The organism is Streptomyces sp. DSM 40868 (assembly GCF_011820545.1).
Classification (GTDB): Bacteria; Actinomycetota; Actinomycetes; order Streptomycetales; family Streptomycetaceae; genus Streptomyces; species Streptomyces eurythermus.
Map to the genome: position 1 here is coordinate 5,065,339 of NZ_CP050504.1, position 24,888 is coordinate 5,090,226.

The 24,888-nt window shown below is 71.6% G+C and carries 27 protein-coding genes; 11 read left to right on the plus strand and 16 right to left on the minus strand.

Annotated elements, in window-relative coordinates; translation table 11 throughout:
* The first annotated feature begins 1 nt into the window (after position 1).
* Complete coding sequence (gene hemB, locus HB370_RS23090) at positions 2-994, plus strand: porphobilinogen synthase (protein ID WP_030794568.1); 993 nt, start codon at positions 2-4, stop codon at positions 992-994.
* 65 nt (positions 995-1,059) lie between these two features.
* On the opposite strand, the gene HB370_RS23095 is transcribed toward hemB, so the two are convergent.
* Both HB370_RS23095 and HB370_RS23100 read right to left on the minus strand, forming a co-directional pair.
* Entirely contained in the window at positions 1,060-1,527 is a 468-nt protein-coding gene (locus tag HB370_RS23095) for an RICIN domain-containing protein (RefSeq protein WP_030794571.1), read from the minus strand.
* Positions 1,528-1,695: 168 nt separating this feature from the next.
* On the minus strand, positions 1,696-2,424 hold the full coding sequence (locus HB370_RS23100) for a DUF4232 domain-containing protein (protein WP_037703401.1): 729 nt from the start codon (positions 2,422-2,424) through the stop codon (positions 1,696-1,698).
* A gap of 191 nt (positions 2,425-2,615) precedes the next feature.
* Here HB370_RS23100 and HB370_RS23105 point away from each other — a divergent pair, with 191 nt between their 5' ends.
* Positions 2,616-4,118 carry a helix-turn-helix domain-containing protein gene (locus tag HB370_RS23105; RefSeq protein ID WP_030794577.1) on the plus strand — a complete coding sequence of 501 codons (1,503 nt, stop codon included), beginning with the start codon at positions 2,616-2,618 and terminating at the stop codon, positions 4,116-4,118.
* 1 nt (position 4,119) lies between these two features.
* Here the strand turns inward: HB370_RS23105 and HB370_RS23110 are convergent, their stop codons facing one another.
* The 4 genes from HB370_RS23110 to HB370_RS23125 all read right to left on the minus strand — a co-directional run bounded on the left by HB370_RS23110 (position 4,120) and on the right by HB370_RS23125 (position 6,909).
* Positions 4,120-4,944, minus strand: coding sequence for a DUF4253 domain-containing protein (locus HB370_RS23110; protein ID WP_030794580.1), 825 nt, complete (start codon positions 4,942-4,944; stop codon positions 4,120-4,122).
* 669 nt (positions 4,945-5,613) lie between these two features.
* Entirely contained in the window at positions 5,614-5,859 is a 246-nt protein-coding gene (locus HB370_RS23115; RefSeq protein ID WP_030794583.1) for a DUF397 domain-containing protein, read from the minus strand.
* Between the two features lie 22 nt (positions 5,860-5,881).
* Complete coding sequence (locus HB370_RS23120) at positions 5,882-6,127, minus strand: DUF397 domain-containing protein (RefSeq protein ID WP_030794588.1); 246 nt, start codon at positions 6,125-6,127, stop codon at positions 5,882-5,884.
* Positions 6,124-6,909, minus strand: coding sequence for a helix-turn-helix transcriptional regulator (locus HB370_RS23125; protein ID WP_078637855.1), 786 nt, complete (start codon positions 6,907-6,909; stop codon positions 6,124-6,126). Before HB370_RS23125 ends, HB370_RS23120 begins: the two co-directional genes overlap by 4 nt.
* A gap of 146 nt (positions 6,910-7,055) precedes the next feature.
* Here HB370_RS23125 and HB370_RS23130 point away from each other — a divergent pair, with 146 nt between their 5' ends.
* Entirely contained in the window at positions 7,056-7,469 is a 414-nt protein-coding gene (locus HB370_RS23130; RefSeq protein WP_030794594.1) for an ATP-binding protein, read from the plus strand.
* Positions 7,470-7,482: 13 nt separating this feature from the next.
* Here HB370_RS23130 and HB370_RS23135 read toward each other — a convergent pair whose 3' ends face one another.
* A complete protein-coding gene (locus HB370_RS23135; protein WP_030794596.1) occupies positions 7,483-7,872 on the minus strand; it encodes a VOC family protein in 390 nt (129 codons plus the stop codon).
* 73 nt (positions 7,873-7,945) lie between these two features.
* On the opposite strand from HB370_RS23135, the gene HB370_RS23140 reads away from it, so the two are divergent.
* On the plus strand, positions 7,946-8,908 hold the full coding sequence (locus tag HB370_RS23140; protein ID WP_030794598.1) for a YafY family protein: 963 nt from the start codon (positions 7,946-7,948) through the stop codon (positions 8,906-8,908).
* On the opposite strand, the gene HB370_RS23145 is transcribed toward HB370_RS23140, so the two are convergent.
* Together HB370_RS23145 and argS are read right to left on the minus strand one after the other, a co-directional pair.
* Entirely contained in the window at positions 8,905-9,456 is a 552-nt protein-coding gene (locus HB370_RS23145; protein ID WP_030794601.1) for an SUKH-4 family immunity protein, read from the minus strand. The genes HB370_RS23140 and HB370_RS23145 overlap by 4 nt on opposite strands.
* Positions 9,457-9,493: 37 nt before the next feature.
* Positions 9,494-11,257: an arginine--tRNA ligase gene (gene argS / locus HB370_RS23150; RefSeq protein WP_030794604.1), complete on the minus strand. Its 1,764-nt coding sequence runs from the start codon at positions 11,255-11,257 to the stop codon at positions 9,494-9,496.
* Between the two features lie 126 nt (positions 11,258-11,383).
* Between argS and lysS the strand changes: the two genes are divergently transcribed.
* On the plus strand, positions 11,384-13,123 hold the full coding sequence (gene lysS / locus HB370_RS23155; protein WP_030794606.1) for a lysine--tRNA ligase: 1,740 nt from the start codon (positions 11,384-11,386) through the stop codon (positions 13,121-13,123).
* A gap of 50 nt (positions 13,124-13,173) precedes the next feature.
* Here the strand turns inward: lysS and HB370_RS23160 are convergent, their stop codons facing one another.
* The 3 genes from HB370_RS23160 to HB370_RS23170 form a co-directional block, all read right to left on the minus strand.
* Positions 13,174-14,403 (minus strand): DUF2637 domain-containing protein, encoded by a 1,230-nt coding sequence (locus HB370_RS23160; protein ID WP_030794609.1) that lies wholly within the window; start codon positions 14,401-14,403, stop codon positions 13,174-13,176.
* Positions 14,404-14,523: 120 nt separating this feature from the next.
* Complete coding sequence (locus HB370_RS23165) at positions 14,524-15,411, minus strand: DUF3558 family protein (RefSeq protein WP_030794610.1); 888 nt, start codon at positions 15,409-15,411, stop codon at positions 14,524-14,526.
* 100 nt (positions 15,412-15,511) lie between these two features.
* Positions 15,512-16,384, minus strand: coding sequence for a hypothetical protein (locus HB370_RS23170; protein ID WP_030794612.1), 873 nt, complete (start codon positions 16,382-16,384; stop codon positions 15,512-15,514).
* Positions 16,385-16,599: 215 nt separating this feature from the next.
* Here HB370_RS23170 and HB370_RS23175 point away from each other — a divergent pair, with 215 nt between their 5' ends.
* Complete coding sequence (locus HB370_RS23175; RefSeq protein ID WP_030794614.1) at positions 16,600-17,793, plus strand: RtcB family protein; 1,194 nt, start codon at positions 16,600-16,602, stop codon at positions 17,791-17,793.
* On the opposite strand, the gene HB370_RS23180 is transcribed toward HB370_RS23175, so the two are convergent.
* From HB370_RS23180 to HB370_RS23195, 4 genes are read right to left on the minus strand one after another with little or no spacing between them, the layout of a single operon-like run.
* Positions 17,783-18,388, minus strand: coding sequence for a TetR/AcrR family transcriptional regulator (locus HB370_RS23180; protein ID WP_030794616.1), 606 nt, complete (start codon positions 18,386-18,388; stop codon positions 17,783-17,785). The two genes, HB370_RS23175 and HB370_RS23180, sit on opposite strands and share 11 nt — an antisense overlap.
* Positions 18,389-18,419: 31 nt before the next feature.
* Positions 18,420-18,590 carry a hypothetical protein gene (locus HB370_RS23185; RefSeq protein ID WP_167345778.1) on the minus strand — a complete coding sequence of 57 codons (171 nt, stop codon included), beginning with the start codon at positions 18,588-18,590 and terminating at the stop codon, positions 18,420-18,422.
* Positions 18,587-19,366 carry an SDR family NAD(P)-dependent oxidoreductase gene (locus HB370_RS23190; protein ID WP_030794618.1) on the minus strand — a complete coding sequence of 260 codons (780 nt, stop codon included), beginning with the start codon at positions 19,364-19,366 and terminating at the stop codon, positions 18,587-18,589. Before HB370_RS23190 ends, HB370_RS23185 begins: the two co-directional genes overlap by 4 nt.
* Before the next feature lie 51 nt (positions 19,367-19,417).
* Complete coding sequence (locus HB370_RS23195) at positions 19,418-19,756, minus strand: YnfA family protein (RefSeq protein ID WP_030620997.1); 339 nt, start codon at positions 19,754-19,756, stop codon at positions 19,418-19,420.
* Between the two features lie 122 nt (positions 19,757-19,878).
* On the opposite strand from HB370_RS23195, the gene HB370_RS23200 reads away from it, so the two are divergent.
* From HB370_RS23200 to HB370_RS23220, 5 genes are all read left to right on the plus strand, one after another.
* On the plus strand, positions 19,879-20,970 hold the full coding sequence (locus tag HB370_RS23200) for an LLM class flavin-dependent oxidoreductase (RefSeq protein ID WP_167513016.1): 1,092 nt from the start codon (positions 19,879-19,881) through the stop codon (positions 20,968-20,970).
* Positions 20,967-21,545 carry a CE1759 family FMN reductase gene (locus tag HB370_RS23205; protein ID WP_030778189.1) on the plus strand — a complete coding sequence of 193 codons (579 nt, stop codon included), beginning with the start codon at positions 20,967-20,969 and terminating at the stop codon, positions 21,543-21,545. Before HB370_RS23200 ends, HB370_RS23205 begins: the two co-directional genes overlap by 4 nt.
* Positions 21,546-21,891: 346 nt before the next feature.
* Positions 21,892-22,611, plus strand: coding sequence for a response regulator transcription factor (locus tag HB370_RS23210; RefSeq protein WP_030778191.1), 720 nt, complete (start codon positions 21,892-21,894; stop codon positions 22,609-22,611).
* On the plus strand, positions 22,612-24,051 hold the full coding sequence (locus tag HB370_RS23215) for a HAMP domain-containing sensor histidine kinase (RefSeq protein WP_030778193.1): 1,440 nt from the start codon (positions 22,612-22,614) through the stop codon (positions 24,049-24,051). It begins immediately after the preceding gene.
* Positions 24,052-24,177: 126 nt separating this feature from the next.
* Complete coding sequence (locus HB370_RS23220; RefSeq protein ID WP_030778195.1) at positions 24,178-24,888, plus strand: hypothetical protein; 711 nt, start codon at positions 24,178-24,180, stop codon at positions 24,886-24,888.

A 24,888-nucleotide genomic window follows, 5' to 3' on the forward strand; every position in this document is an offset into this window, starting at 1 on the left:
CATGACGAAGTACGGATCCTTTCCCGGTACGCGTCCCCGGCGGCTGCGGACCTCGCCCGTCATGCGGCGGATGGTCGCCGAGACACGGCTGCACCCCGCCGACCTCATCCTCCCGGCGTTCGTCCGGGAGGGCGTGAGCGAGCCGGTGCCGATCGGCTCCATGCCCGGGGTCGTGCAGCACACCCGGGACAGCCTGAAGAAGGCCGCGCTGGAGGCGGTGGAGGCCGGGATCTCCGGGATCATGCTGTTCGGCGTGCCGGAGGAGTCGAAGAAGGACGCCCGGGGCACCGTCGGCACCGACCCGGACGGGATCCTCCAGGTCGCCCTCAGGGACGTGCGCGCCGAGGTCGGCGACGACCTGCTCGTGATGTCCGACCTGTGCCTGGACGAGTTCACCGACCACGGACACTGCGGGGTGCTGGACGCCGAGGGCCGGGTCGACAACGACGCCACCCTGGAGCGGTACGCCGAGATGGCGCAGGTCCAGGCAGACGCCGGCGCCCATGTCGTGGGCCCCAGCGGGATGATGGACGGCCAGATCGGCGTCATCCGCGACGCGCTCGACCAGATCGGCCGCGAGGACGTGGCGATCCTCGCCTACACCGCCAAGTACTCCTCGGCGTTCTACGGCCCCTTCCGCGAGGCCGTCGCCTCGTCGTTGCAGGGCGACCGCAAGACCTATCAGCAGGACCCGGCCAACTGGCGGGAGTCCCTGCGCGAGCTGGAGCTGGACCTCGCCGAGGGCGCCGACATGGTGATGGTCAAGCCGGCCGGCCCCTACCTCGACATCCTCGCCCGGGTCGCGGACGCCGTGGACGTGCCGGTGGCCGCGTACCAGATCTCCGGCGAGTACGCGATGATCGAGGCCGCCGCCGAGAAGGGCTGGGTGGAGCGGGACCGGGCCATCTTCGAGACCCTGACCGGCATCAAGCGGGCCGGCGCCCGGAACATCCTCACCTACTGGGCCACCGAGGTGGCCCAGAAGCTCCGCTAGTTCCGTGACCCCGTGGGTTCGCCGCGCCGGCGGGCCGGCGAACCCACGGGGGGCTCGGTCGCGGTCTAGGCGTCGGTCAGGGTGATGTGGTCACCCAGTACGGCCCAGCGCTGTCCGGGTTCGGTGGCGGACACCCTGGTGCGGACCTCCGGTGTCCCCCAGGTGTTGGAGAGGGAGTAGTTGGGGTCGGCGGCCAGCAAGAAGTGGTCGCCGACGAGCTTCCACCGCTGTCCGGGTTCGTCGGCGCACACCCTGGTGCGGACCTCGGGCGTCCCCCACGTGTTGGACAGGCAGTAGTGGGGGTCGGCGGCCAGCACGACGTGGTCGCCGACGATCCTCCAGCGTTGTCCGGGTTCGTCGGCGCACACCCTGGTGCGGACTTCCGGTGTCCCCCAGGTGTTGGACAGGCAGTAGTTGCCGATCGCGGAGGTGCTGGAGCCCGGCGCGGCGGCCGTGGCGGCGGCCGACGGGAGGGCGGCTGCCGCCAGCGCGAGAGCGAGGACGCCGAGGGACTTGCGGAACGCGAAAGCCATGAAGGGGTCGCCTTTCATCCAGCGGGTTGCGGAGACCGGGGCCGTGGCGCCGTGCGACGCCGGCGGCCGAGGCTCTCCGGGGGCATGCGCCGGGAGCCTTTCCCGGGCCATGCCCCCGAATGCGGCAAACCGCCCTTAGAGGTGATATGTGGATGAAGGCGTTGCCGTTCACCAGTTGGAGATGGCGTCCAGGTCCGACCGCCAGTACGTCACCTTGAGCGTGCTGTCGTAGTAGACGCCCTTGGCGGGCAGGGCCGGCGTCGCGGACGGGCCGCCGTCGCTGTTCGGGGTCATCCCCTGGAAGCCCACCGTCAGCTTGTGCGCGGCCATCCCGCCGGTGCCGCTGCCGTCGGCGGCCGACAGCAGCACACCCGCGTACGCCGACTGGCCGGGTGCCAGCGACACCACGGACTGCGGCTGGGTGCTCTCGTCGGCCTGCGGCACCCACTGCATCTGGTCGAAGCGCAGGACCGGGTAGTACGGCAGGTCGCAGGTCTTGCCGCCGGTGTTCTTCACCGTCAGCAGCATGTGGTTCAGGGGCCGGCTGAGCAGCTGGGCGGTGACGGACGTGTTCGTGCCGTTGCACAGCACCACGGACCGTGTGGCGCTCTGCCCCTTCCGGCCGGCGGAAGCGGCGGGCTTGGAGCCGGGCGCGTCGGTACGGGACACGGGGGATGCCTCGGTGGCGCCGCTGTCGGTGTCGGTGCCGGTGCCGGTGGTGTCCTTCGCCGGGGTGCTGCTCTCAGGCGACTTCGAGACGTTCGTCTCCGCCGCCGCCACCGTCGCCTTCGGGCGGGCGGCGCCCTCGTCCTCGGTGCCCGTGCCGTTGTCGCACGCGGTGAGGGCGAGGGCGGCCACGGCGGTTCCGGTAGCGGCGATCAGACGAATGTGGCGCATACGCATGGCAAGTCCTCTTTCGGGCTGGGCCGGTTGTCGTGCTTGGATGACCAACAGCCTGTGGGCGGACTCGTCCCGACGGCCAGCGTTGGCCGTCAATCCGGGATGCTGGAACGCCGGAACCGGCTTTGACCTGCGGAAACAACACCTCCCTGGAACGCCGGGGTGGGACGAGGGGGACTGGAGGAACGGTGTCGGAGGGCATCCCCGAAAGCGGTTTCGCCGAGCTGCTGCGGGAATTGAAGAACCGCTCCGGGCACAGCTACGGCACGCTCGCGAAGCGGCTCCACATGAGTACGTCGACGCTCCACCGCTACTGCAACGGGGACGCCGTGCCGACGGACTACGCCCCCGTGGAGCGGCTCGCCCGGCTCTGCAAGGCCACGCCCGGGGAACTGGTGGAGCTGCACCGCCGGTGGGTCCTGGCGGACGCGGGCCGGGGACGGAAGGGAGCGGAGCCGGTCGTAGTACCGGCGGCGGAGCAGGTACCGGAGGCGGCCCCGGAACCGGTGGCTGAGGCGGCCCCGGAGGTGGTGGCTCAGGCGGTTCCGGAACCGGTGGCTCAGGCGGCCCCGAAGGTGGTGGCTCAGGCGGTTTCGGAACCGGTGGCTCAGGCGGCCCAGGAGCCGGAGGCGGCTGCCGGACCGGACCCGGCCCCGGACCCAGCTCCGGCTCCGGCTTCGGCGGCACCGGTGGCGGCACCCGAACCCCCACAGGCCGGCCGGTGGCGTCGGGGCCGGTCCCTGATCGCCGGCGGTCGCCGCACGGCCCTCCTGGCGGCCGTCACGGTCACCGCGCTGATCGTCGGCGGCACGGTGTTCGCCCTGAACCGGCCGTCGGACGAGGGCAAGGGGCGGGACGACGCGAAGGCCACGACGGCCAGTGCCGGTTCCGCGCTCGTCCAGGGCAGCACCACCTATCGGCCGCCGAAGTCCGGGAGCCCGAGCCCTTCGGCCACCCGTTCGGCTTCCACCTCCCCCTCCGCCTCTGCCTCCGCCGAGGCGCGGGACCTGGCCCCCGACACCACCGACGGGAAGCCCACGGGGAAGCCGTCGGCCACCGCACGCCAAGAGGCGTCACAAGCCGTGCCGTTGACGGTCAACACCAACCCCTACAGCTGGCTGAGTCCCTGCTCGCAGCACTACCTGATCGACCGGCCGCCGACCGCCGTGGGCCCGCCGCCGACGGAGCCGCAGGCGCCCGCGTGGGTAGCCGTCAACAAGGCGGTGTCGGCGGGGGAGCAGTTCATCACCTTCACCGTGCAGGGCACCGGAAGCCAGACGGTCGTCCTGGAGCGGCTGTCGGTCCGCGTGGCGGGCAAGCGTTCGCCGCTCGCCTGGAACGACTACGCCATGGGCTATCCGGGGGTCGGTTGCGGCGGTGGCGTGCCGACGCATTCCTTCACGGTCTCCCTGGACGCGATGCGCCCGTCACCCGTACCGGAGGCCGGGGGCGACAACTTCCCCTTCAAGGTGAGCCAGTCGGACCCGGAGGTCTTCTACGTCATGGCGGACGCGTCGGCGTACGACGTCAGCTGGTACCTGGAGTTGACGTGGTCCAGCGGTGGCCGCCACGGCACGCTGCTGATCGATGACGCCGGCCACCCGTTCCGCACCAGCGGGAACAACAGCCGGCCGGCGTACGCGTTCCCGCTGGGCGGTCAGAAGTGGAAGCCGGCGTCGGAGTTCGAGTGACTCAGTCCCACCAGAAGGCCCAGCTGGTGGCGCCGAGCAGCGTTTCGGCGTACGCCCGCACGCTTCCCGGACCACTCTGGACGACGGCGTGCGGGCACAGGGCGTAGTGCTCGGCGGCGAGGACCTCGGCGTCGGCGAGCGTGCCGGGCGGGGCGGCGACGGACACCACGAGGGCGTCCAGCCCGAGCGCCACGATCCGGATGCCGAACCGGTCCTCCCAGGACCGCAGGACGGCGCAGACGCGGGCCACGTCGTGGTCGTAGTTCAGGGCACCGGTCCAGCCGATGGCGGCGGGTATGTCGGCGGACCGGCGGGCCGGGACGAGGGCCAGGTGCGGTTCCTCTATCCACTCCGACCATCGCGCCGGATCCCGGTGCAGGGCGTCGGCGACCGTGGCGGCGCGGGTGTCGGGATCGGCGTTCGGCACGCCGGGGGAGGCGAGCCCCGGCCACTCGGCACCGAACGGCTCGATCTCACCGCTGTCCTGCCCGTCGGTCTCCTCCTCCCAGTACTCCGAGAGCACGTCCTCGACGAGGTGATCCCCCGGGTACGAGGCGTCGCCCGGCAGCAGCCCCCAGTCGTCGACGCCGACCCGGCAGCCGGCCAGGTCCACGAGGACGGGCAGCAGCCCCGTACGGGCCGCCGGCGCGCCCAGGGCCTTCCAGGTGCCGGGCGAGGAGGGCTTTTCCGCGTGCCACAGCAGGGGTTGGTGCCAAGGCCCGTCGTCCGTCGCGTCGACCAGCCTGCCGGGCGGCAGTTGGAGCCCCAGGGAACGCCCACTGGGGTCGGTGGCCAGTTTGGGCAGCGGGTTGGGAAGAGTCGCCATGCCGCTGACTGTAGGGGCAGGCACTGACAACGGCGTTGAGCTGGGCCGGGGTTGTCACGGTTGCCGTGGGGCCGCCCGCTTCTCGGTGAGTGTCGTGCTTCCGTGAGCTGAGTCAAGGGCGCTTGCGCGTCGGCTGCGCCGATGGGCCTGCGGCCCACCCTTGACACACCTCACTCCAGCACGGGGGAGAAGCGAGCGGGCGGCCCGGAGAAAGTGGCCGGCTGGACCTGGTTGGGCCCTGCGGTGGGCTGCGTTCGCATCGTGGGTCGGGGATGCGCGCTGGCGTCTCGCCTGCACGCCGGGTGGGCTTAGCGGCTTGCGGCCCGGTGGGAGGCGGGGGGCGCCGGAACGTGGGGAGGTTTGTTTTGGAATGAGTGGTGCAGAAGGAGGGGTGGCAGGGGGAGCCAGGATCACCCGCAGGCCGCCGGACCGGCCCGGCGTGCTGGCGAGACGTGGGTGCGCCCCTCACCGACGGGGCCTGGTCGGCTCGCCTGGGGCCCGGTGCCGGGCTGGGCCACTGTCCTTCCGGGCCGCTCGCTCGCTTCTACCTCGTGCTGGAGCGGGCCGGGTCAAGGGTGGGCCGCAGGCCCATCGGCGCAGCCGACGCGCAGCGCCCTTGAGGCGGCCCGTGGAAGCACGACACTGACCAAGAAGCGAGCGGCCCAACGGTCACTTGAGGGAGGAGGTGAAGGCGTCCCACGTGCCAGGGCTGATGCACAGGGTTCGGTCCTGGGAGGGGGCTTCCTTGGAGTCCCTGATGTGCACGGCGCCAGGAGACACGGCCACTTCAAGGCACTCGCCGCCGTTGCTTCCGCTGTAACTGGACTTCTGCCAGGAAACGGCGGCCTCCAGACAAGCACCGCCCTCGCTGCTGCTGTAGCTCGACTTGAACCACTGAAGGACTTCGGCGCTCATCGCTACTCCTAGTAGACGTCGGTCACTTGAGAGAAGAGGTGAAGGCATTCCAAGTGACAGGGCTGATGCGGAGGGTACGGTCCTGGGAGGGGTTTTCCTTGGAGTCCCGGATGTGCACCGCCCCGGGAGACACGGCCACTTCGAGGCAGGCGCCGCCTTCGCTGCCGCTGTAGCTCGACTTGTGCCACGTGAGGGCGACTTCGAGGCACTGGCCGCCCTCGCTGCCGCTGTAGGTCGACTTGAACCACTGAAGGGCTTCGGCGCTCATTGCTCTCCTAGCAGGCTGTCGAGCAGGTCCATCGAACGATGAGTGGTCAGGGCCTGTGTCCGCAGCATCGCATACTTGCGCGCCAGGCGGGAAACCTCCTCCGGGTCAGAAACCCATTGGCTGCCGCGTTGCGATTCGGTGTAGGCGAGGTGCTGATGATCCGGAGTTTCGAACAGCGCGAACGGCCCGTCCAAGCCAGCATGGTCGGGACTGTCCAGCGACAGCACTTGGAGTGAGACACAGGGGAGTTCGGCTGCCTCGCGCAAGAAGCGCAACTGGTCCTTGTGAACCTCACGGGTACCGACGTTGACCAGTAGCGCCGGCTCCCACACCACAAAGCTCAGCGTCGGCGGGTTCTTGCGGTGCAGGATCTCCTGACGGTCGAGCCGCAGTCGTAGGGCCTTCTCCAGCTCCTCGTCCTCGTACGCCGGGACTCGGTTCCGCAGGACGGCGCGAGCGTACGCTTCACTCTGGAGCAGACCCGGGATGACGGCGTTGTCGTACCAGGACAGCGAGATGGCGACCTTCTCCTGATCCATGTACTCCTCCGCCCACAACGGAAACTGATCCACCTCCGGCAGGTTGGCCACCCCCGCCGCCAGCATCCCCTTGGTCTCCAGGAACTCGTCGAACAGCTCGGCCATGTCCAGCTTCAGCACCCGTCGGCCCTGCTCGATGCTGGCCACCGTCTCCTCGTGGATGTTGAGCGCCGCGGCCAGACCAGGCTGACTCAACCCCTTCGCGCGTCGAGCCGCGGCCAGTTGACGGCCCAGCATCTTCATGGCCGACTGGTTCTTCCTCCGTGTAGGCGTCATGCCTGCTGAACTCCCCACGCCGACCGGTGCACCACCCCGCAGCAACCCGTACAAAAACCTTGTACGGGACTACGCGCTGAACCAGAGTCGTTACGCTGCGCCACATTCGTCCCGTGAACGAGCACATTGAACTCCCCTGCCACCGCGACCAGTTCTACGTCCGCAGTCGCCGCTCGGTCCCGGCGGCCAGGCAGCTCACCGAGCGGTCGCTGAAGTGGTGGGGGCTGGATTCCTGGGACCGGTCCCACGACCTGTCGCTGTGCGTGAGCGAGCTGGCCACGAACGCCCTGCTGCACGGCGTACCGAGGGGCCGGGGCTTCCTGCTCCGCCTGCGGTACGACGGCGAGCTGATCCGCGCGGAGGTGCACGACAGCGGCCCCGGCATCCCTCGCGTCCCGGACGAGCCGGGCGGGCCGGAGAGCGAGGGAGGCAGGGGCCTGCTGCTGGTGGCGGCGCTCAGCGACAAGTGGGGCGTCGGGGAGCGCACGCCGGGAAAGATCGTGTGGTGCGAGTTCGCCGTGCCGTGAGGAGGGCGCGGCGTCAGGCCAGGGTCGTGATGCAGAACGGGTGCCCGGCGGGGTCGAGAAGGACCCGCCACCGTTCCGGCTGAGGTTGGTCGTCCGGCTTGACCGCGCCCCGGGTGAGGAGGTGCGCCTCGGCGGTGTCCAGGTCGTCGACGCCCACTTCGATGTGGGCCTGCTTCCCCTGGGCGGGGTCGGGCCAGGTGGGGCGGCGGTAGTCGGGGACGCGGGTGAAGCCGAGGCCGGGCGTGCCGTTGTCACCGCCGAGGTAGACGAAGTCGTCGGTGGAGAAGGTGACGGCGAGGCCGAACATGTCGCCGTAGAAGCGGGCGAGTTCGGCGGGGTCGGCGCAGTCGAAGGTGACGGCGACGCAGCGGAAGGCGGGTGCGGACGTGGTTTCCGTGCTCATGGGGAGGACGGTAGGGCGTGACCCGGACAGGTTCGGTCCTGGTTGGGGCGGGCGGTATGAAAAACTTCCGCCCGTGCTGAGCGCGTCCGCCCGTCTGCTGCGTCTGCTGTCGTTGCTCGCCGCCCGGCCCTCGTGGACGTGCGGCGAGCTGGCCGAGCGGATGGGGGTCACGGACCGCACGGTGCGGCGGGACGTCGCGAAGCTGCGGGAGCTGGGGTACAGCGTCGATTCCGAGGTCGGGCCGTGGGGTGGTTACCGGTTGCGGGCCGGCTCCCGGGTGCCGCCGCTGATCCTGGACGACGAGGAGGCGCTGGCCGTGGCGGTCGGCCTGCGGGAGGTGGCGTTCGGCGGGGTCCTCGGCGGGGACCAGGCCGCGCTGTCGGCGCTGCTGAAGCTGCGGCAGGTGCTTCCGGCGGGGGTGGCCGGGCGGCTGGGGGAGTGGGACCAGGCGCTCGTACGGCTGCCGTGGCCGGAGGAGGCGCGGTTGCGGCCGGGGATGCTGCTGGAGCTGGCGGCGGCGTGCCGGCGCGGGGAGCGGGTGCGGCTGTCGTACCGCGACGGGAAGGGCAGGGGCACGGTCCGGGACGTCGACCCGTACCGGCTGGTGCACACCGGCAGGCGCTGGTACTTCGTGGCGCGGGACGTGGTCCGGGGGTGGCGGACGTTCCGGGCGGACCGGGTGGAGCACGTGAACCCAACCGGGGAGCAGGTTGAGATCACGGACCCCCCGGACCCGGCGCAGTTGGTGTCCCACAACACAGCGAACGGCCCGTACCCCCTGTCGGCGAGGATCCGCCTCCCGCTCCCCCTGCGGGAGGCTCAACGCCTGATCCCCCCGACCATCGGCACCCACTACCCCGACGGCGGGGAAGCGACCGTGGTCGAGATAGGAGGCCCGACCCCGGAGGGCCTGGCCCACTACCTCCTCGGCCTGGCCACGCCCCTACAGGTCCTGTCCCCCGACTCGGTCCGCGAGGCCCTCATCCACCGGACCCGCGAGCTCTTGAGATCCGTCGGCCAGGACACGTCCGCCTAGGTGAAGACGCCGCCTTCGAGGTTGTCGAACAGTTCCACCCATTCGCTGTGTTCGTGGGCGAAGGGAAGGGGATCGATCCGGCGGATCCCGTCCAGCAACGCGGCGACTTCACGCTTCCGGCGGGCGTACTCCTCGTCCTCGTCCTCGTGCTCGCCCCGGCTGTAGGACGAGATGTATCCGAGGAAGGAGACCATGGTCTTCACCAATGAGGAGACGTCACCATGGATCGGGATCGCCTGTCGGGTGGCGTCGGTGTACTGGTACACGATCCCGGTGTCCGGGTCCACCACGACCGCGTTGACCGGCAGATTCCCGATCTTCACGACCCTCCGCACTCCACCCGGCAAGGCGCAGTCCCAGACGAACCTCGCGTCGAACTCGGCGGGCAGGCCGAACGAGAACTCGAAGTCCTCGGCGCTCGGGATTCCGGTGCGGACGAGGAAGTCGAGAGTCTCGCCGGCGAAGCCGTATCGTGCCGCCGTCGATTCGGGCAGCAGGGACACCTCGGCCTCGCCGACCAGCTTCTCGTGATCGATGTCGAAGAGCATGCCCTCAGGGTCTCCCCCGGACCCCGAGGGCCGGGCGTCAGAGCTTCTCGGGGGTGCGGATGCCCATCAGGGTCATGCCCTGGTGGAGGGTGCGGGCCGTGAGGTCGGAGAGGAAGAGGCGGTTCTCCACCTGCTCCGGCGTCTCGGCGCGCAGCACCGGGCACTTGTCGTAGAACGTCGTGAACAGCGAGGCCAGCTGGTACAGGTACGCCGCCAGCTTGTGCGGGGCGTACTCCGCGGCCGCCTCGCGGACCGTCTCCGCGAAGGAGTCCAGGTGCAGGCCGAGGGCGCGCTCCGCGTCCGCCAGGGGCAGCTCGGGGTGGGGCGCCGGGCGGACCTCGCCGGCCTTGCGGAGGATGGACTGGATACGGGCGTAGGCGTACTGGAGGTAGACGGACGTGTCGCCGTTCAGCGAGACCATCTGGTCCAGGTCGAACTTGTAGTCCCGGTTCGCCGACGTCGACAGGTCCGCGTACTTCACCGCGCCGATGCCCACCTGGGCGCCCCGCTCGGCGATCTCCTCCTCGGACAGGTCCTGTGCCTTCTCCCGGACCACGGCCGACGCCCGGTCGATCGCCTCGTCCAGCAGGTCGACCAGGCGGACCGTCTCGCCCGCACGGGTCTTGAACGGCTTGCCGTCCTTGCCGAGGACCGTGCCGAAGGCGAGCTGGACCGCCGTGACGTCGTCGCCCAGCCAGCCGGCCCGGCGCGCGGTCTCGAAGACCATCCGGAAGTGCAGGGCCTGCCGGGCGTCCACCACGTACAGCAGGGTGTTCGCCTTGAGGTTGAAGACGCGGTCGCGGATCGCGGACAGGTCGGTGGCCGCGTAGCCGTAGCCGCCGTCCGACTTCTGCACGATCAGCGGGACCGGGTTGCCGTCCGGGCCCTTGATGTCGTCGAAGAACACGCAGAGCGCGCCCTCGGAGCGGACCGCGACGCCCGACTCCTCCAGCAGGCGGCAGGTCTCCGCGAGCATGTCGTTGTAACCGGACTCGCCGACGATGTCCGCGTCCCGGATCTCCATGTCCAGCTTCTCGAAGACGGAGAAGAAGTAGATCTTCGACTCGTCCACGAACTTCTGCCACATGGCGAGCGTGTGCGGGTCGCCGGCTTGGAGGTCCACCACCCGGCGGCGGGCGCGCGTCTTGAACTCCTCGTCGGAGTCGAACAGCTTGCGCGCGGCCTTGTAGAGGCGGTCGAGGTTCGACATCGCCTCCTCGCCGGTCACCCGGTCGGCCTCGTGGTCCAGCTCGTGCGGGTGCTCGTCCAGGTACTGGATGAGCATGCCGAACTGGGTGCCCCAGTCGCCGATGTGGTGGCGGCGGATCACGTTCTCGCCGGTGAACTCCAGCAGCTGGACGACCGAGTCGCCGATCACCGCGGAGCGCAGGTGGCCGACGTGCATCTCCTTCGCCACGTTCGGCTGGGCGTAGTCGATCACCGTCGTGCCGGGGTCGGCGGCGGTGGGCACGCCGAGGCGGCCCGTGTCGTCCGCGTACCGCGCGGCCAGGTTCTCGGTGATCGCCTTGTCCGCGAGCGTGATGTTGAGGAAGCCGGGGCCGGAGACCTCGACGTCCTTGATCACGTCACCCGTCACCACCCGGCCGACGACCTCGGTCGCCAGCTCCCGGGGGTTCGCCTTCGCCTTCTTGGCCAGGGCCAGGATGCCGTTGGCCTGGAAGTCGGCCCGGTCGCTTCGTCGCAGCAGCGGGTCCGCGCCGGCGGCCTCGGGCAGGGTGGCCGCGAGGGCGGACGCGAGGTGCTGCTGGACGTTGTCGCTGAGGGACGTGACCGAGGCCATGGGTGTGGGTGCCGTTCTCCTCGTGGATGGATAGACCCACCCAGTATCCCATGGGGGGTAAAGCCGTTTTCCCGGTCGACGGGCGGTCTGTGAGAATGGAGGCTCACCCCGTTCAGAAAGAAGGACGTGCCGATCGTGGCTCAGAGCACCGAGACCACCGACTGGGTCTCCCGTTTCGCGGATGAGGTCATCGAGGAGTCGGAGCGTCGGGCCCCGGGCAAACCGGTCGTCGTCGCGTCCGGACTCTCCCCCTCGGGTCCGATCCACCTCGGCAACCTCCGCGAGGTCATGACCCCGCACCTGGTCGCCGACGAGATCCGCCGCCGTGGCCGCGAGGTCCGGCACCTGATCTCCTGGGACGACTACGACCGCTACCGCAAGGTCCCGGCCGGTGTCCCCGGTGTGGACGAGAGCTGGGCGGAGCACATCGGCAAGCCGCTGACCTCGGTCCCGGCGCCGAAGGGCTCGTCGTACCCGAACTGGGCCGAGCACTTCAAGGCCGCCATGGTCGAGGCGCTGGCCCAGCTCGGCGTGGAGTTCGACGGGATCAGCCAGACCGAGCAGTACACCTCCGGCGCCTACCGCGAGCAGATCCTGCACGCCATGAGGCACCGGCACGACATCGACGCGATCCTCGCCCAGTACCGGACGAAGAAGGCGCCGAAGAAGCAGCAGCAGAAGGCGGTGGACGAGGCCGAGCTGGAGGCCGAGGAGGGCTCCGGCGCCGCGTCCGAGGACGACGGCAGCTCCGGCTCCGCCGGGTACTTCCCGTACAAGCCGTACTGCGGCGGCTGTGGCAAGGACCTGACGACGGTCACCTCCTACGACGACGACACCACCGAGCTGTCGTACACCTGCACCGCCTGCGGCTTCGCCGAGACGGTCCGGCTCAGCGAGTTCGACCGGGGCAAGCTGGTGTGGAAGGTCGACTGGCCGATGCGCTGGGCGTACGAGGGCGTGATCTTCGAGCCCAGCGGTGTGGACCACTCCTCGCCCGGCTCCAGCTTCCAGGTCGGCGGGCAGATCGTGCCGATCTTCGGTGGCGAGCAGCCGATCGGGCCCATGTACGCGTTCGTGGGCATCTCCGGCATGGCGAAGATGTCGTCCTCGCGCGGTGGCGTGCCCACCCCGTCGGACGCGCTGAAGATCATGGAGCCGCAGCTGCTGCGCTGGCTGTACGCCCGCCGCAAGCCGAACCAGTCCTTCAAGATCGCCTTCGACCAGGAGATCCAGCGGCTCTACGACGAGTGGGACAAGCTGGCCGCGAAGGTCGCCGACGGCTCCGCGCTGCCGGCCGACGTCGCCGCCTACACCCGCGCCGTCGGCACCGCCGCCGGTGAGCTGCCGAAGACGCCCCGCCCGCTGCCGTACCGCACGCTGGCGTCCGTTGCGGACATCACCGCCGGTCACGCGGACCAGGCGCTGCGGATCCTGTCCGAGCTGGACCCGGAGCAGCCGCTGGCCTCGCTGGACGAGGCGCGCCCGCGCTACGACCGGGCCGAGGCGTGGATCAACACGTACGTGCCCGCCGACCAGCGGACCATCGTGCGCGAGGAGCCCGACGCCGAGCTGCTGAAGTCCCTGGACGAGGCGTCCCGGCAGTCCGTGCGGCTGCTGCTGGACGGGCTCGCCGACCACTGGTCCCTCGACGGGCTGACCCACCTCGTGTACGGCGTGCCGAAGGTGCAGGCCGGGTTCTCCGCCGACGCCACGCCGAAGGAGCTGCCGCCGGAGATCAAGACGGCCCAGCGGACGTTCTTCGCCCTGCTGTACCACCTGCTCGTCGGCCGCGACACCGGCCCCCGCCTGCCCACCCTGCTGCTGGCCGTGGGGCAGGAGCGGGTGCGGACGCTGCTCGGGGAGTAAGCCGTACGGGAAAAGGGGCCCTCTTCCGGGAGAAGAGGGCCCCTTTTCCGTCACGCGATGTGGTCCTCTTTCCGTTCCGCGTTGAGGCGGTCGGTGAAGCGGTTGGCCATGCGCTCCGCGTCGCGTGGGGTGAGCGCGATGCCGTACGTCGCCTCGACCGCCTCGGCGAACTGGGGCAGGGCGGCGGGGACGTCGCCGCTCAACTTGCGGAAGAGCTCGTAGAGGTCCTCCTCCGTCGGGTTCGACTCCGGGCTGCCGCCGCGCTCGCCGGGTTCGCGGGTGCGGGCCGGCGGGATCGGGAAGCTGCCCGTCTCCTCCGGGGAGGGCTGCTGGAAGTCCTCCGGGGCCTGCTCCTCGTACCAGCCCTCGTACTGCTCCTCGGGGGCGTACTGGGGTTCCTGGAGCATCGGGTCGTAGGTGGGGTCGTAGCCGCCGTGGTACTCGACCTCGCGCGGGGCCTGGAACCAGGGGCTCTGCTCGTCCACCGGGGGCACCTCGGCGGGCGGCTGCCCGGCGGCGGGGGCCGGCTGCCGCTGGGCCGGGACGGTGGCGGGCGAGCGGTCGGCCTCGGCGGGGGCGAGGGCCTGCGGCTGCGGGGCCGGCGGGAGCAGGACCGGGTCGATGCCCGCCGCGGCCAGGCCCGCCGGGGCCGTCTCCGCGAGCGGGACGCCGTAGCGGGCCAGGCGCAGCGGCATCAGGGACTCCACCGGGGCCTTGCGGCGCCAGGCGCGGCCGAAGCGGGAACGCAGCCGGGCCTGGTAGACGAGACGTTCCTGCTCCAGCTTGATGACCTGCTCGTAGGAGCGCAGCTCCCACAGCTTCATGCGGCGCCACAGCAGGAACGTCGGCAGCGGGGAGAGCAGCCAGCGGGTGAGGCGGACGCCCTCCATGTGCTTGTCCGCCGTGATGTCGGCGATGCGGCCGACCGCGTGCCGGGCCGCCTCGACCGACACCACGAACAGCACCGGGATCACCGCGTGCATGCCCACGCCCAGCGGGTCCGGCCAGGCGGCGGCGCCGTTGAACGCGATCGTCGCCGCCGTCAGCAGCCACGCCGTCTGGCGCAGCAGCGGGAACGGGATCCGGATCCAGGTCAGCAGCAGGTCGAGGGCGAGGAGGACACAGATGCCCGCGTCGATGCCCACCGGGAACACATAGGAGAAGTTCCCGAAGCCCTTCTTGACGGCCAGCTCACGGACGGCCGCGTACGAACCGGCGAAGCCGATGCCGGCGATGATCAGCGCACCGGCCACGACCACGCCGATGAGAACGCGGTGCATCCGAGTCAGCTGCGGTGACGCGGCCACTCGTACTCCCCTCCCGTTGCGTGTTGTTGCGCGCAACAGCGTGGCACACGTGTTCGGCGAACGCGGTACCGGTCACCCGCTACGCCCGTACGGTCAGGCCTTCTTCGCCGCCGCCTCGGACGCGGACGCGCTCGGCGAGGCCGACTGCGAGGGGGTCCCGGACGCGGAGTCCGACGGCTGCGAACCCGGGTCCGCCGACGCGCCGTTGGCCTTCGACACCGACGCCACGGCTTCCTTCAGCGCCTTCTCCGCGTCCTTCGTCAGGTCATCGGCGTCCGGCGTCTTCTCGCCCGCGAGACCGGCGCCGTTGTAGTCCAGGGTGACCACGACGTTCTCCACCCGGGCGACGACCGTCTGCTGCTTGAAGAGGCCCTCCTTCTTCTTCAGCTCGTAGCGCACCGTCGCCGCCTCCGCGCCGGTCCCGGACAGCGGCACCATCTTGGTGTCCTTCGCGCCGTCCACCGACTGGGCGTCCTTCACCTGCCGGCTGAAGTACGCGTGCGCCTGCTCGTCGGCGGCGCCCCGCGTGACGTCCGAGTCGAAGCGCAGCAGGGAGACGTTCAGCCAGCGGAACTGCGAGCCCTTCACGCCGTTGTTGGCCAGGCTGTCCCAGGCGCAGGAGGCACGCGACGACGGCTCGTCGGTGCCGCCCTTCTTGCCCGACGTCGACGCCTCGGGGACCAGGTCGCCCAGGGTCTTCTCCGACAGCACGGTGCAGGGGTCGGGCAGCTTGGCGTACGCGGCGGGCCGCACGGTCGGCGACGCGCTCGCGGACGGCTTGGTGCTGCCGCTCGCCGTCCGGCCGGCGCTCTCGCCGGCCTTGGCCTTGGAGTCGCCGGAGTCCGAGGAGCAGCCGGCGGTGATCAGGACCGCGGGAACGGCTGCCGCGCAGACAAGCGCGCGGCGCAGGCGCTTGGCTCGCTGGTGTCGCTGGGCACGGTCGTCTCGCTGGGCTGCTCGCTGCATGGTTCCTTCACTCATGACGCTCGGTGTTCGTGCGGGTTCCTGCGGGGCCACGGTACGCGGTGCGGAAGCCGTGCGGTTTCCGTCCGCGCGCCGGGCGGCGGGGCCGGCCGGGCGGTCAGCCGCCGAGCGCGTCGTCCAGCCGGGCGGCCAGATCACGGGCCCTGTCCTGCATTTCCTTGCTGTCCGGGACCGTTCCGATGGCCGTCGGCTGCTCCTCGTACTGGAGCGTGACGACGACGTTGGACGTGCGGAACACCACAGTCACCGTGCGCTGTTCGACGGTCGGACCGGAGGTGCTCAGCTGGTCGTCCAGGTACGCCTCGTCACCGAGGTCGGACAGGGTGCGGGGCTGGAGCTCGGCGGAGGCGTCGGCGGAGCCGGACGGCGTGGCCGGGGCGGAGCCGGAAGCGGCCGACGACGACGGGGAGTTGGCGGACGGGCTTTTCGCGGACGCGGACGGGGACGCGCTGCCGCTCGGGGAGCCCTTCGCGGACGCCGTCGGCGTGGGCGTCGTAGGCGGTGCCGTGACACCGCTCGGCGCGGGCAGGTCGGCGGCGGCCTGCTTCTCCTGGAACAGCCGCTGCGCCTGGTCGTCGTCGCTGACCGTGTTGTCGTACGACACCACGCGCTCGAAGTCGACGGAGAGCCGGTCGGTGACGTCGGCCGAGTCGACCTTCCAGCGGCAGCCCACCTTGCGGTCGGTGTCGTAGGTCAGCGCGGCCTCGCCCTGGTAGGCCCGGTCCCGCTGGACGGGGTCGGTGATCCGCTGGATGCCGGGCAGCAGCGTGTCCAGGGCGTCGTGGCCGACCGCGCCGCAGGGCTCGGGGAGCGTGCGGTACTTGCCGGGCTGCGCGGCGGCGGTCGGCCGGCCGGTGTCGCCCGGGTTGGCGTCGTCCGTGGGGCCGGCGTCCCCGGAGCCGCTCGTGCAGCCGGCCAGCAGCGCCGCGAGGAGGGCGGCGGTGCCGGTTGCGTAGGCCTTCCGCTGCACGGTCGGGCTCCTCTCGACGGTGTGTGCGCACTTGCTGCTCCAGTGTCCCCGCCGGTTATTCGCTTGCCGCGGCGGGGCGCCCCCTGCAGACAATGTGTATCGCACGCACTGCCGTGGCCGCCGGTCCCTTGTCCCTTTGGCCGACCTTGGCGCCTCTTTTGCGTTTTGCTGCTCTTAAGCCTTTTGTTGCCATTTTCCGGGGGAAAGAGGAAGACATGTCGTACGTGGAGATACCGGGCGCGAAGGTGCCGATCCGGATGTGGACGGACCCGGCGACGGTCGAGGACGTGGCCCTGCGCCAGCTCCAGAACGTGGCGACCCTCCCGTGGATCGAGGGCCTGGCCGTCATGCCGGACGTGCACTACGGCAAGGGCGCGACGGTCGGCTCGGTCATCGCGATGCGGGACGCGGTGTGCCCGGCGGCGGTGGGCGTGGACATCGGCTGCGGGATGTCGGCGGTCAAGACCTCCCTGACCGCGAACGACCTGCCCGGGGACCTGTCCCGGCTGCGGTCGAGGATCGAGCAGACGATCCCGGTGGGCCGCGGGATGCACGACGACCCGGTCGAGCCCCGGGGCTTCCACGGACTGGCCACGGCCGGCTGGGAGGACTTCTGGAAGCGGTTCGGCGGGGTCGCGGAAGCGGTGAGGTTCCGGCAGGAACGGGCCGTCGCGCAGATGGGCACCCTGGGCGGGGGAAACCACTTCATCGAGGTGTGCACCGACACGGACGGTTCCGTGTGGCTGATGCTCCACTCCGGCTCCCGCAACATCGGCAAGGAACTCGCCGAGCACCACATCGGCGTCGCCCAGAAGCTCCCGCACAACCAGGGCCTGGTCGACCGCGACCTCGCCGTCTTCGTGGCGGACACCCCGCAGATGGCGGCCTACCGCAACGACCTGTTCTGGGCGCAGGAGTACGCCAAGTACAACCGCATGCTCATGATGGCGCTCCTGAAGGACGTGATCCGCAAGGAGTTCAAGAAGGCCAAGCCGGTCTTCGAGCAGGAGATCTCCTGCCACCACAACTACGTGGCTGAGGAGCGGTACGACGGCATGGACCTGCTCGTCACCCGCAAGGGCGCGATCCGGGCCGGCTCCGGCGAGTACGGCATCATCCCCGGCTCCATGGGTACGGGCTCGTACATCGTGCGCGGCCTCGGCAACGAGCTGGCGTTCAACTCGGCCTCGCACGGCGCCGGCCGCCGGATGAGCCGGAACGCGGCCAAGCGGCGCTTCTCCACGAAGGACCTGGAGGAGCAGACCCGGGGCGTGGAGTGCCGCAAGGACTCCGGTGTCGTGGACGAGATCCCGGGCGCCTACAAGTCGATCGACCAGGTCATCGACCAGCAGCAGGACCTCGTACAGGTGGTGGCCAAGCTGAAGCAGGTCGTCTGCGTCAAGGGCTGACGCCGGGACCGGCCGGGAGCGAGTCCAGCCAGTGCAGCAGGCGGGTGGCCTCGCGGGTCGTGACGGACGGGTCGCGCAGGGCGTGGGTCAGGGCGGACATGCCCTGGTGGGCGGAGACCAGGGTGAGGGCGTGGCCCTCGGGGTCGGGAACGCCCCAGGCGCGGAACTGGGCGGCGGTCCAGTCCAGCAGGCGGCGGAGCACCGCGCCGGCCTCGGCGGCCGGCGTGCCGTCCGCGCGCTTGCCGAGCTCTGCGGCCAGGGTGCCGGTGGGACAGCCGAACCGGGCGGTGGTCTCGCGCTCGGCCACCCAGGTCTCGACCAGGGCCTTGAGACGGTCGCGCGGGGCCGGGAGCCGGTCCAGCCCGGCGGTCAGCTCGTCCAGCCGGTCGCGGTGCTCGCCGAGCGCGGCCCGGACCAGCTCGTCCTTGGTCTTGAAGTAGTAGTAGACGTTCCCGGCCGGGACGCCGGCCTCGCGCGCGATGTCGGCGAGGGTGGTGCGCTCGACGCCCTGCTCGTGCAGGACCCGGGCCGCGGCCGCCGCGAGCCGCCGGCGCTTCTGTGCCGCCTGCGTCCGACGGTCAACCGAGTTCGTCATCCGACCGACTATAGGCGGCAGTGTCCGGTTCCTACTTCGCGTGCCGTACGGCGTAGATCATGACGAACGCGACGAAGTGGATGCCGAAGAGGAAGTAGGCCAGGAAGTACCAGACCTGCCGTTCGTCCTTCGTCTCCTGGGCCAGCCGGCGCCGCTCCAGGGACCTCGCCGCGTCGTCCGCCGGGGGCGCGCCCTCGGTCACCCCTGCTCCCGGTGCACCTTGGTGTTGGACGCCTGGGCGCGCGGGCGCACCACCAGCAGGTCGATGTTGACGTGGCTGGGGCGGGTCACCGCCCAGGTGATCGTCTCGGCCACGTCGTCGGCGGTGAGGGGCTCGGCGACGCCCTCGTACACCTTGGCCGCCTTGTCCGCGTCGCCGCCGAAGCGGGTCAGCGCGAACTCCTCCGTGCGGACCATGCCGGGCGCGATCTCGACGACCCGGACCGGCCGGCCGACGATCTCCAGGCGGAGGGTCTCGGCGAGCACGTGCTCGCCGTGCTTGGCGGCGACATAGCCGGCGCCGCCCTCGTAGGTGCCGTGGCCGGCGGTGGAGGAGACGACCACGACCACGCCGTCGCCGCTCGCCTCCAGCTTCGGCAGCAGCGCCTGCGTCACGTTCAGCGTGCCGATGACGTTCGTCTCGTACATCGCGCGCCAGTCCGCCGGGTCGCCGGTGGCCACGGGGTCCGCGCCGAGGGCGCCGCCCGCGTTGTTCACCAGGACGCCGATCGTCTTGAAGGCGGAGGCGAACTCGTCCACGGCCGCGCGGTCGGTCACGTCGAGCTGGTAGGCCAGCGCCGAGTGCCCGGCCTTCGTCAGCTCTTCGGCGAGGGCCTCGATGCGGTCCTTGCGGCGGGCGGTGAGGACGACGCGGTAACCGGCCGTGGCGAGCCGGCGGGCCGTGGCGGCGCCGATGCCACTGCTCGCGCCGGTGACGACGGCGATGCGGGAGGCGGCGGACGGGGCGGCGGTGGCCATGGCGGCTCCTGTGCTTGCGTCGGGACGGTTCCGTCCAGCGTAAGTGAGTGATCAGCCGCCGTTCCGGGGTGCCCACATGATGATCGCCATCCCGGCCAGGCAGACCAGCGCGCCGGCGAGGTCCCAGCGGTCGGGCCGGTAGCCGTCGGCGACCACGCCCCACAGGATCGAGCCGGCCACGAAGATCCCGCCGTAGGCGGCGAGGATGCGGCCGAAGTGGGCGTCGGGCTGGAAGGTGGCGACGAAGCCGTACGCGCCGAGCGCGAGGACGCCCCCGGTGATCCACAGCGGGCCCCGGTGCTCCCGTACGCCCTGCCAGACCAGCCAGGCGCCGCCGATCTCGAACAGCGCGGCGACGGCGAACAGGGCGGCGGAGCGGAGGATCGGCATACGGGCAGCCTCGCACGCGGTGTCCGAGTGATGCGTACGCCCACCGCGGCCGGGGAGGAATACGCGGGCCCCGGCTACAGTTGGAGGGGTGTAGTTGAACGGTCAACCAAATGGAGGCGGTCATGCAGTTCGGGATCTTCAGCGTCGGGGACGTGACCACCGACCCGACCACCGGACGGACCCCGACCGAGGGCGAGCGGATCAAGGCGATGGTCGCCATCGCGCAGAAGGCGGAGGAGGTCGGGCTGGACGTCTTCGCCACCGGTGAGCACCACAACCCGCCGTTCGTGCCGTCCTCCCCGACCACGATGCTCGGCTACATAGCCGCCCGCACCGAGAAGCTGATCCTGTCCACCTCCACCACCCTGATCACCACCAACGACCCGGTGAAGATCGCGGAGGACTTCGCGATGCTCCAGCACCTGGCCGACGGCCGGGTGGACCTGATGATGGGCCGGGGCAACACCGGCCCGGTCTACCCGTGGTTCGGCCAGGACATCCGGCAGGGCATCAACCTCGCCGTCGAGAACTACGCCCTGCTGCGCCGGCTGTGGCGCGAGGACGTCGTCGACTGGGAGGGCAGGTTCCGCACCGCGCTGCAGGGCTTCACGTCCACGCCCCGCCCGCTGGACGGCGTCCCGCCGTTCGTCTGGCACGGCTCCATCCGCTCCCCGGAGATCGCCGAGCAGGCCGCGTACTACGGCGACGGCTTCTTCCACAACAACATCTTCTGGCCCGCCGACCACACCAAGCGGATGATCGAGCTGTACCGCACGCGCTACGCCCACCACGGGCACGGCACCCCCGAGCAGGCGATCGTCGGCCTGGGCGGCCAGGTGTTCATGCGGAAGAACTCCCAGGACGCGGTACGGGAGTTCCGCCCGTACTTCGACAACGCCCCGGTCTACGGCCACGGGCCCTCCCTGGAGGACTTCACCGAGCAGACCCCGCTCACCGTCGGCTCCCCGCAGCAGGTGATCGACAAGACGCTCTCCTTCCGCGAGTACGCCGGCGACTACCAGCGCCAGCTGTTCCTGATGGACCACGCGGGACTGCCGCTGAAGACCGTCCTGGAACAGCTCGACCTGCTCGGCGAGGAGGTCGTCCCCGTACTGCGCGAGGAGTTCGCCAAGAACCGTCCGGCGGACGTGCCGGACGCCCCCACCCACCAGTCCCTGACCGCCGCCGCGCGGACGAAGGAGGCCGTCGCATGAAGCTCGTCGTCATCTCGGCGGGGCTGAGCGTCCCGTCCTCCACCCGGCTGCTGGCCGACCGGCTGGCCGCCGCCGTCCACGGGCACACCCCGGTGGACGTCCGGGTGGTCGAGGTGCGCGACCTCGCCGTCGAGATCGCGCACCAGTTCACCAGCGGATTCCCGGGCAAGGCGCTCGCCGCCGCGCAGGACGCGGTGGCGGAGGCCGACGGGCTGATCGTGGTCACTCCGGTGTTCAGCGCGTCGTACAGCGGACTGTTCAAGTCCTTCTTCGACGTACTGGACAAGGACGCGCTGGCGGGCAAGCCGGTGCTGATCGCGGCGGCCGGCGGCTCGGCACGGCACTCGCTGGTGCTGGAGCACGCCCTGCGGCCGCTGTTCGCCTACCTGCGGGCCGTGGTCGTACCCACCGCCGTCTACGCCGCCTCCGAGGACTGGGGCGCCGAGGGGCTGCCCGAGCGGATCGAGCGGGCGGCGGGGGAACTGGCCGCGCTGATGCCGGGGACGGCGGCCCGGCGCGCGGCGGACGACGACGTGGTGCCGTTCACCGAGCGGCTGGCGGCGCTGGGGCGGTGACGGACCACGGGCCGCCGTCGCCCGCCCGGCCGGCGGGGAGGCACGTCGGCCGGGCGGGCGACGGGGAGGTACGCGGGCGGCTCGGTACCGGGGGCCCCGTGGGTCGGGCGGGTGGCGGATTGAGTGGTCCGGCGGGGCGGGCGGCCGGTCCGGCGGGCCCGTTCGGTCCGCGCGGGTCCGTCCGGGCTCCCCGGGACGGTGAGGGGCCGGCGGGCCTCGGTGGGCGGGTGGCGGGTTCGGTGAGAGGGCGGTGGCCGGTGAGAGGGCGGTAAAAAGCGTGCTGGGGGGCCATCGTGTCCCGCCGGGCCGCCGGAGGCCTTGGCAGACTGGGGGCGTGCCCCAGACTGTGCTGCTCGCCGAAGACGACCGTGCCATCCGCCATGCCCTGGAGCGTGCCCTGACGCTGGAGGGGTACGAGGTCACGGCGGTCGCCGACGGTGTGGAAGCGCTGGCGCAGGCCCACACCAACCCGCCGGACGTGCTCGTCCTCGACGTGATGATGCCCGGCATCGACGGCCTCCAGGTGTGCCGCGTGCTGCGCGCCGAGGGCGACCGCACCCCGATCCTGATGCTCACCGCCCTGGTGGAGACCGCCGACCGCATCGCGGGCCTGGACGCCGGCGCCGACGACTACGTGGTCAAGCCGTTCGACGTCGAGGAGGTCTTCGCGCGGCTGCGCGCGCTGCTGCGCCGCACCAGCCCCGCCCCGGTCGCCCCCGCCGGCCCCCCGGAGGGCCCGGCGCGGGAGGCGGCGCAGGCCGGGAGTCGCCAGCTGGAGGCCGCCGGCCTGCGCATGGACCTCCAGGCCCGCCGGGCCTGGCGCGGCCGGCGCGAGCTGGAACTGACCCGCACCGAGTTCGAGCTGCTGGAGCTGCTGGTGCGCAACGCGGGCATCGTCCTGGACCACTCCACCATCTACGACCGGATCTGGGGCTACGACTTCGGCCCCGGCTCCAAGAACCTCGCCGTCTACGTCGGCTATCTGCGCCGCAAGCTGGACGAGCCCGGCGCCCCGCAGCTGATCCACACCGTGCGGGGCGTGGGTTACGTGCTGCGGGAGGACTAGATGGGCCCGCGTCGGCGGCTGCCGGAGCGGCCCCGGCCCCGGCTGGTATCCCTGCGCACCACCTTCGCGGTCTCCTTCGCCGCCGTCACCGCCGCCGTCACGGTCCTCGTCGGCATCCTGTCGTACAACTCCGCCGCGCGGCTCGTCCGGGTCGACCAGCAGTCGGTGTTCACCCAGGTCGTGCAGGACGTCCGGGACGAGGTCCGGCAGCAGCCGATGGGCCCCGAGGACTTCTCCTCCTCCCGTCCCGGGCACGACCTGGTCCGCCCCGCCCGCACCGACGTCCAGGTGCTCGGCGCGTGGGGGCAGATCGTGGACGACGGCTCTCCGGTGCTGCCCGTCACCTCCCGGGACCGGGCGGTGGCCGTCGCCCGGCGGGCCGGGGAGGTCGTCGAGCACAAGGACGTACGGGTGGACGCGGACCTGTTCCGCATCGCCACGGTCTCGCTCGGCGACGGGCGGGGCGCGGTGCAGGTCGCGCAGGAGTTCAGCGACACCGAGGACCTCCTGCGGGCTCTCCAGCAGCGGACACTGATCCTGATGGTGGCGGTCGTGGTGGCGGCCGGGCTGTTCGGCTGGTGGCTGGCCCGGCGCATCACCCGCCGGCTGGTGGTGCTGACCTCCGCCGCCGAGGACGTGGCCCGCACCCGGCGGCTGGGCATCCAGGTGCCGGTGACCGGGCTGGACGAGGTGGGGCGGCTGGGCCGCGCCTTCGACCGGATGCTGGGGCGGCTCGCACAGTCGGAGGAGGACCAGCGCCGGCTGGTGCAGGACGCCGGGCACGAGCTGCGCACCCCGCTCACCTCCCTGCGCACCAACATCTCGCTGCTGCGGCGCATCGACGAACTGCCGCCCGCGTCCCGGGAGGAGCTGGTCGCCGACCTCACCCAGGAGGCCCGGGAACTGACCGACCTGGTCAACGAGCTGGTCGACCTCGCCGCCGGGCAGTCCGACGCCGAGCCGCCGCAGCGGGTGGACCTCGCCGACCTCGCCGAGGACGTGGCCGGGCTGGCCCGGCGCCGCACCGGGCGGCGGGTCGTGCTGCACGCGAGCGGCGAGACGACGACGTACGGGCGGTCCGGCATGCTCCAGCGGGCCATCTCCAACCTGGTCGAGAACGCGGCCAAGTTCGACCGGGACGGCACCGCGCCGATCGAGGTGAGCGTCACCGGGCCGGCCCGGCCGGGCACGGTACGGGTGGAGGTGCTGGACCGGGGGCCCGGGATCGCCGACGGCGACCTCGTGCGCATCTTCGACCGCTTCTACCGTGCCGCCGACGCCCGCTCGCTGCCCGGCTCGGGGCTCGGCCTGTCCATCGTCCGCGAGGTCGCCCTGGCCCATGGCGGAGCGCCGTTCGCCTACCGGCGCGAGGGCGGCGGCTCGGTCATCGGCTTCACCGTGGGCGGCGGTCCGGTGGGGGACGGCGGGGGTGGCGGCTGAGCCGGGTGCGTGCCGGGAGCGGTGGCCGGGTACGGGGATCTGCCCCGGGGGCTGAGTACGGGTACCTATCCGGAGCGGGTAGCCGTGCCCATCCCCGGGCTGTCCGGGGCGCCGTAGCGTCGCCGTATGCCCGACGAGACCACACCGGCCGCGACCACTCCCACCAGCACCGATACCGCCACCGGCACCGGGCGGGGGCCGGTCGCCGGCTGCCTGGGCTGCGGGGGGCTGCTCGTCGCCCTCGTCCTCGCGCTGGTCGCCGTGCTCGCCTGGAACGCCGGGGCCGGGACGGACCTGCCCCGGGTCGCGCCCCAGGACAGGGCGGACCGCGCCTTCGGGTACTCCCGGGAGGCGTACGGCGTCCTGGGCTTCACCCGCGCCCTGCCGCCGGGCACCGGCAGCCGCGCGCGGAACGAGTTCGGCGCGGAGTACTGCCACGACGGTGGGCTGCTCGGCATGGAGGACAAGACCGTCGACGGCGCCTACCGGCTCTACCACGAGTGGGCGCTGGACGACGTCCCCGCCGACCAGGCCGTCCCCGGTCTGCGGCGGCTGCACCGGCGGCTGGCGGACGAGGGCTGGAGGGTCACCTCGTACACCGAGGGCGGGACGGGCAAGGACTGGTCGCTGTACGTCCAGCGGGACCGCCGGGCCGAGTGGATGACGTTCACCTGGGACCCGGAGCAGCGGTACTTCACGGGCGGCGCGGGCGTGCCCTGCGCCTACGACCCCGCCTGGACGCACAGCGACAGCGACACGTACGCCGTTGACACCTACGACCCGGACACCGCCGCCGAGGCCGTGACACCGCCCGTGCTCGGCCCGAGCGGCCGGTGA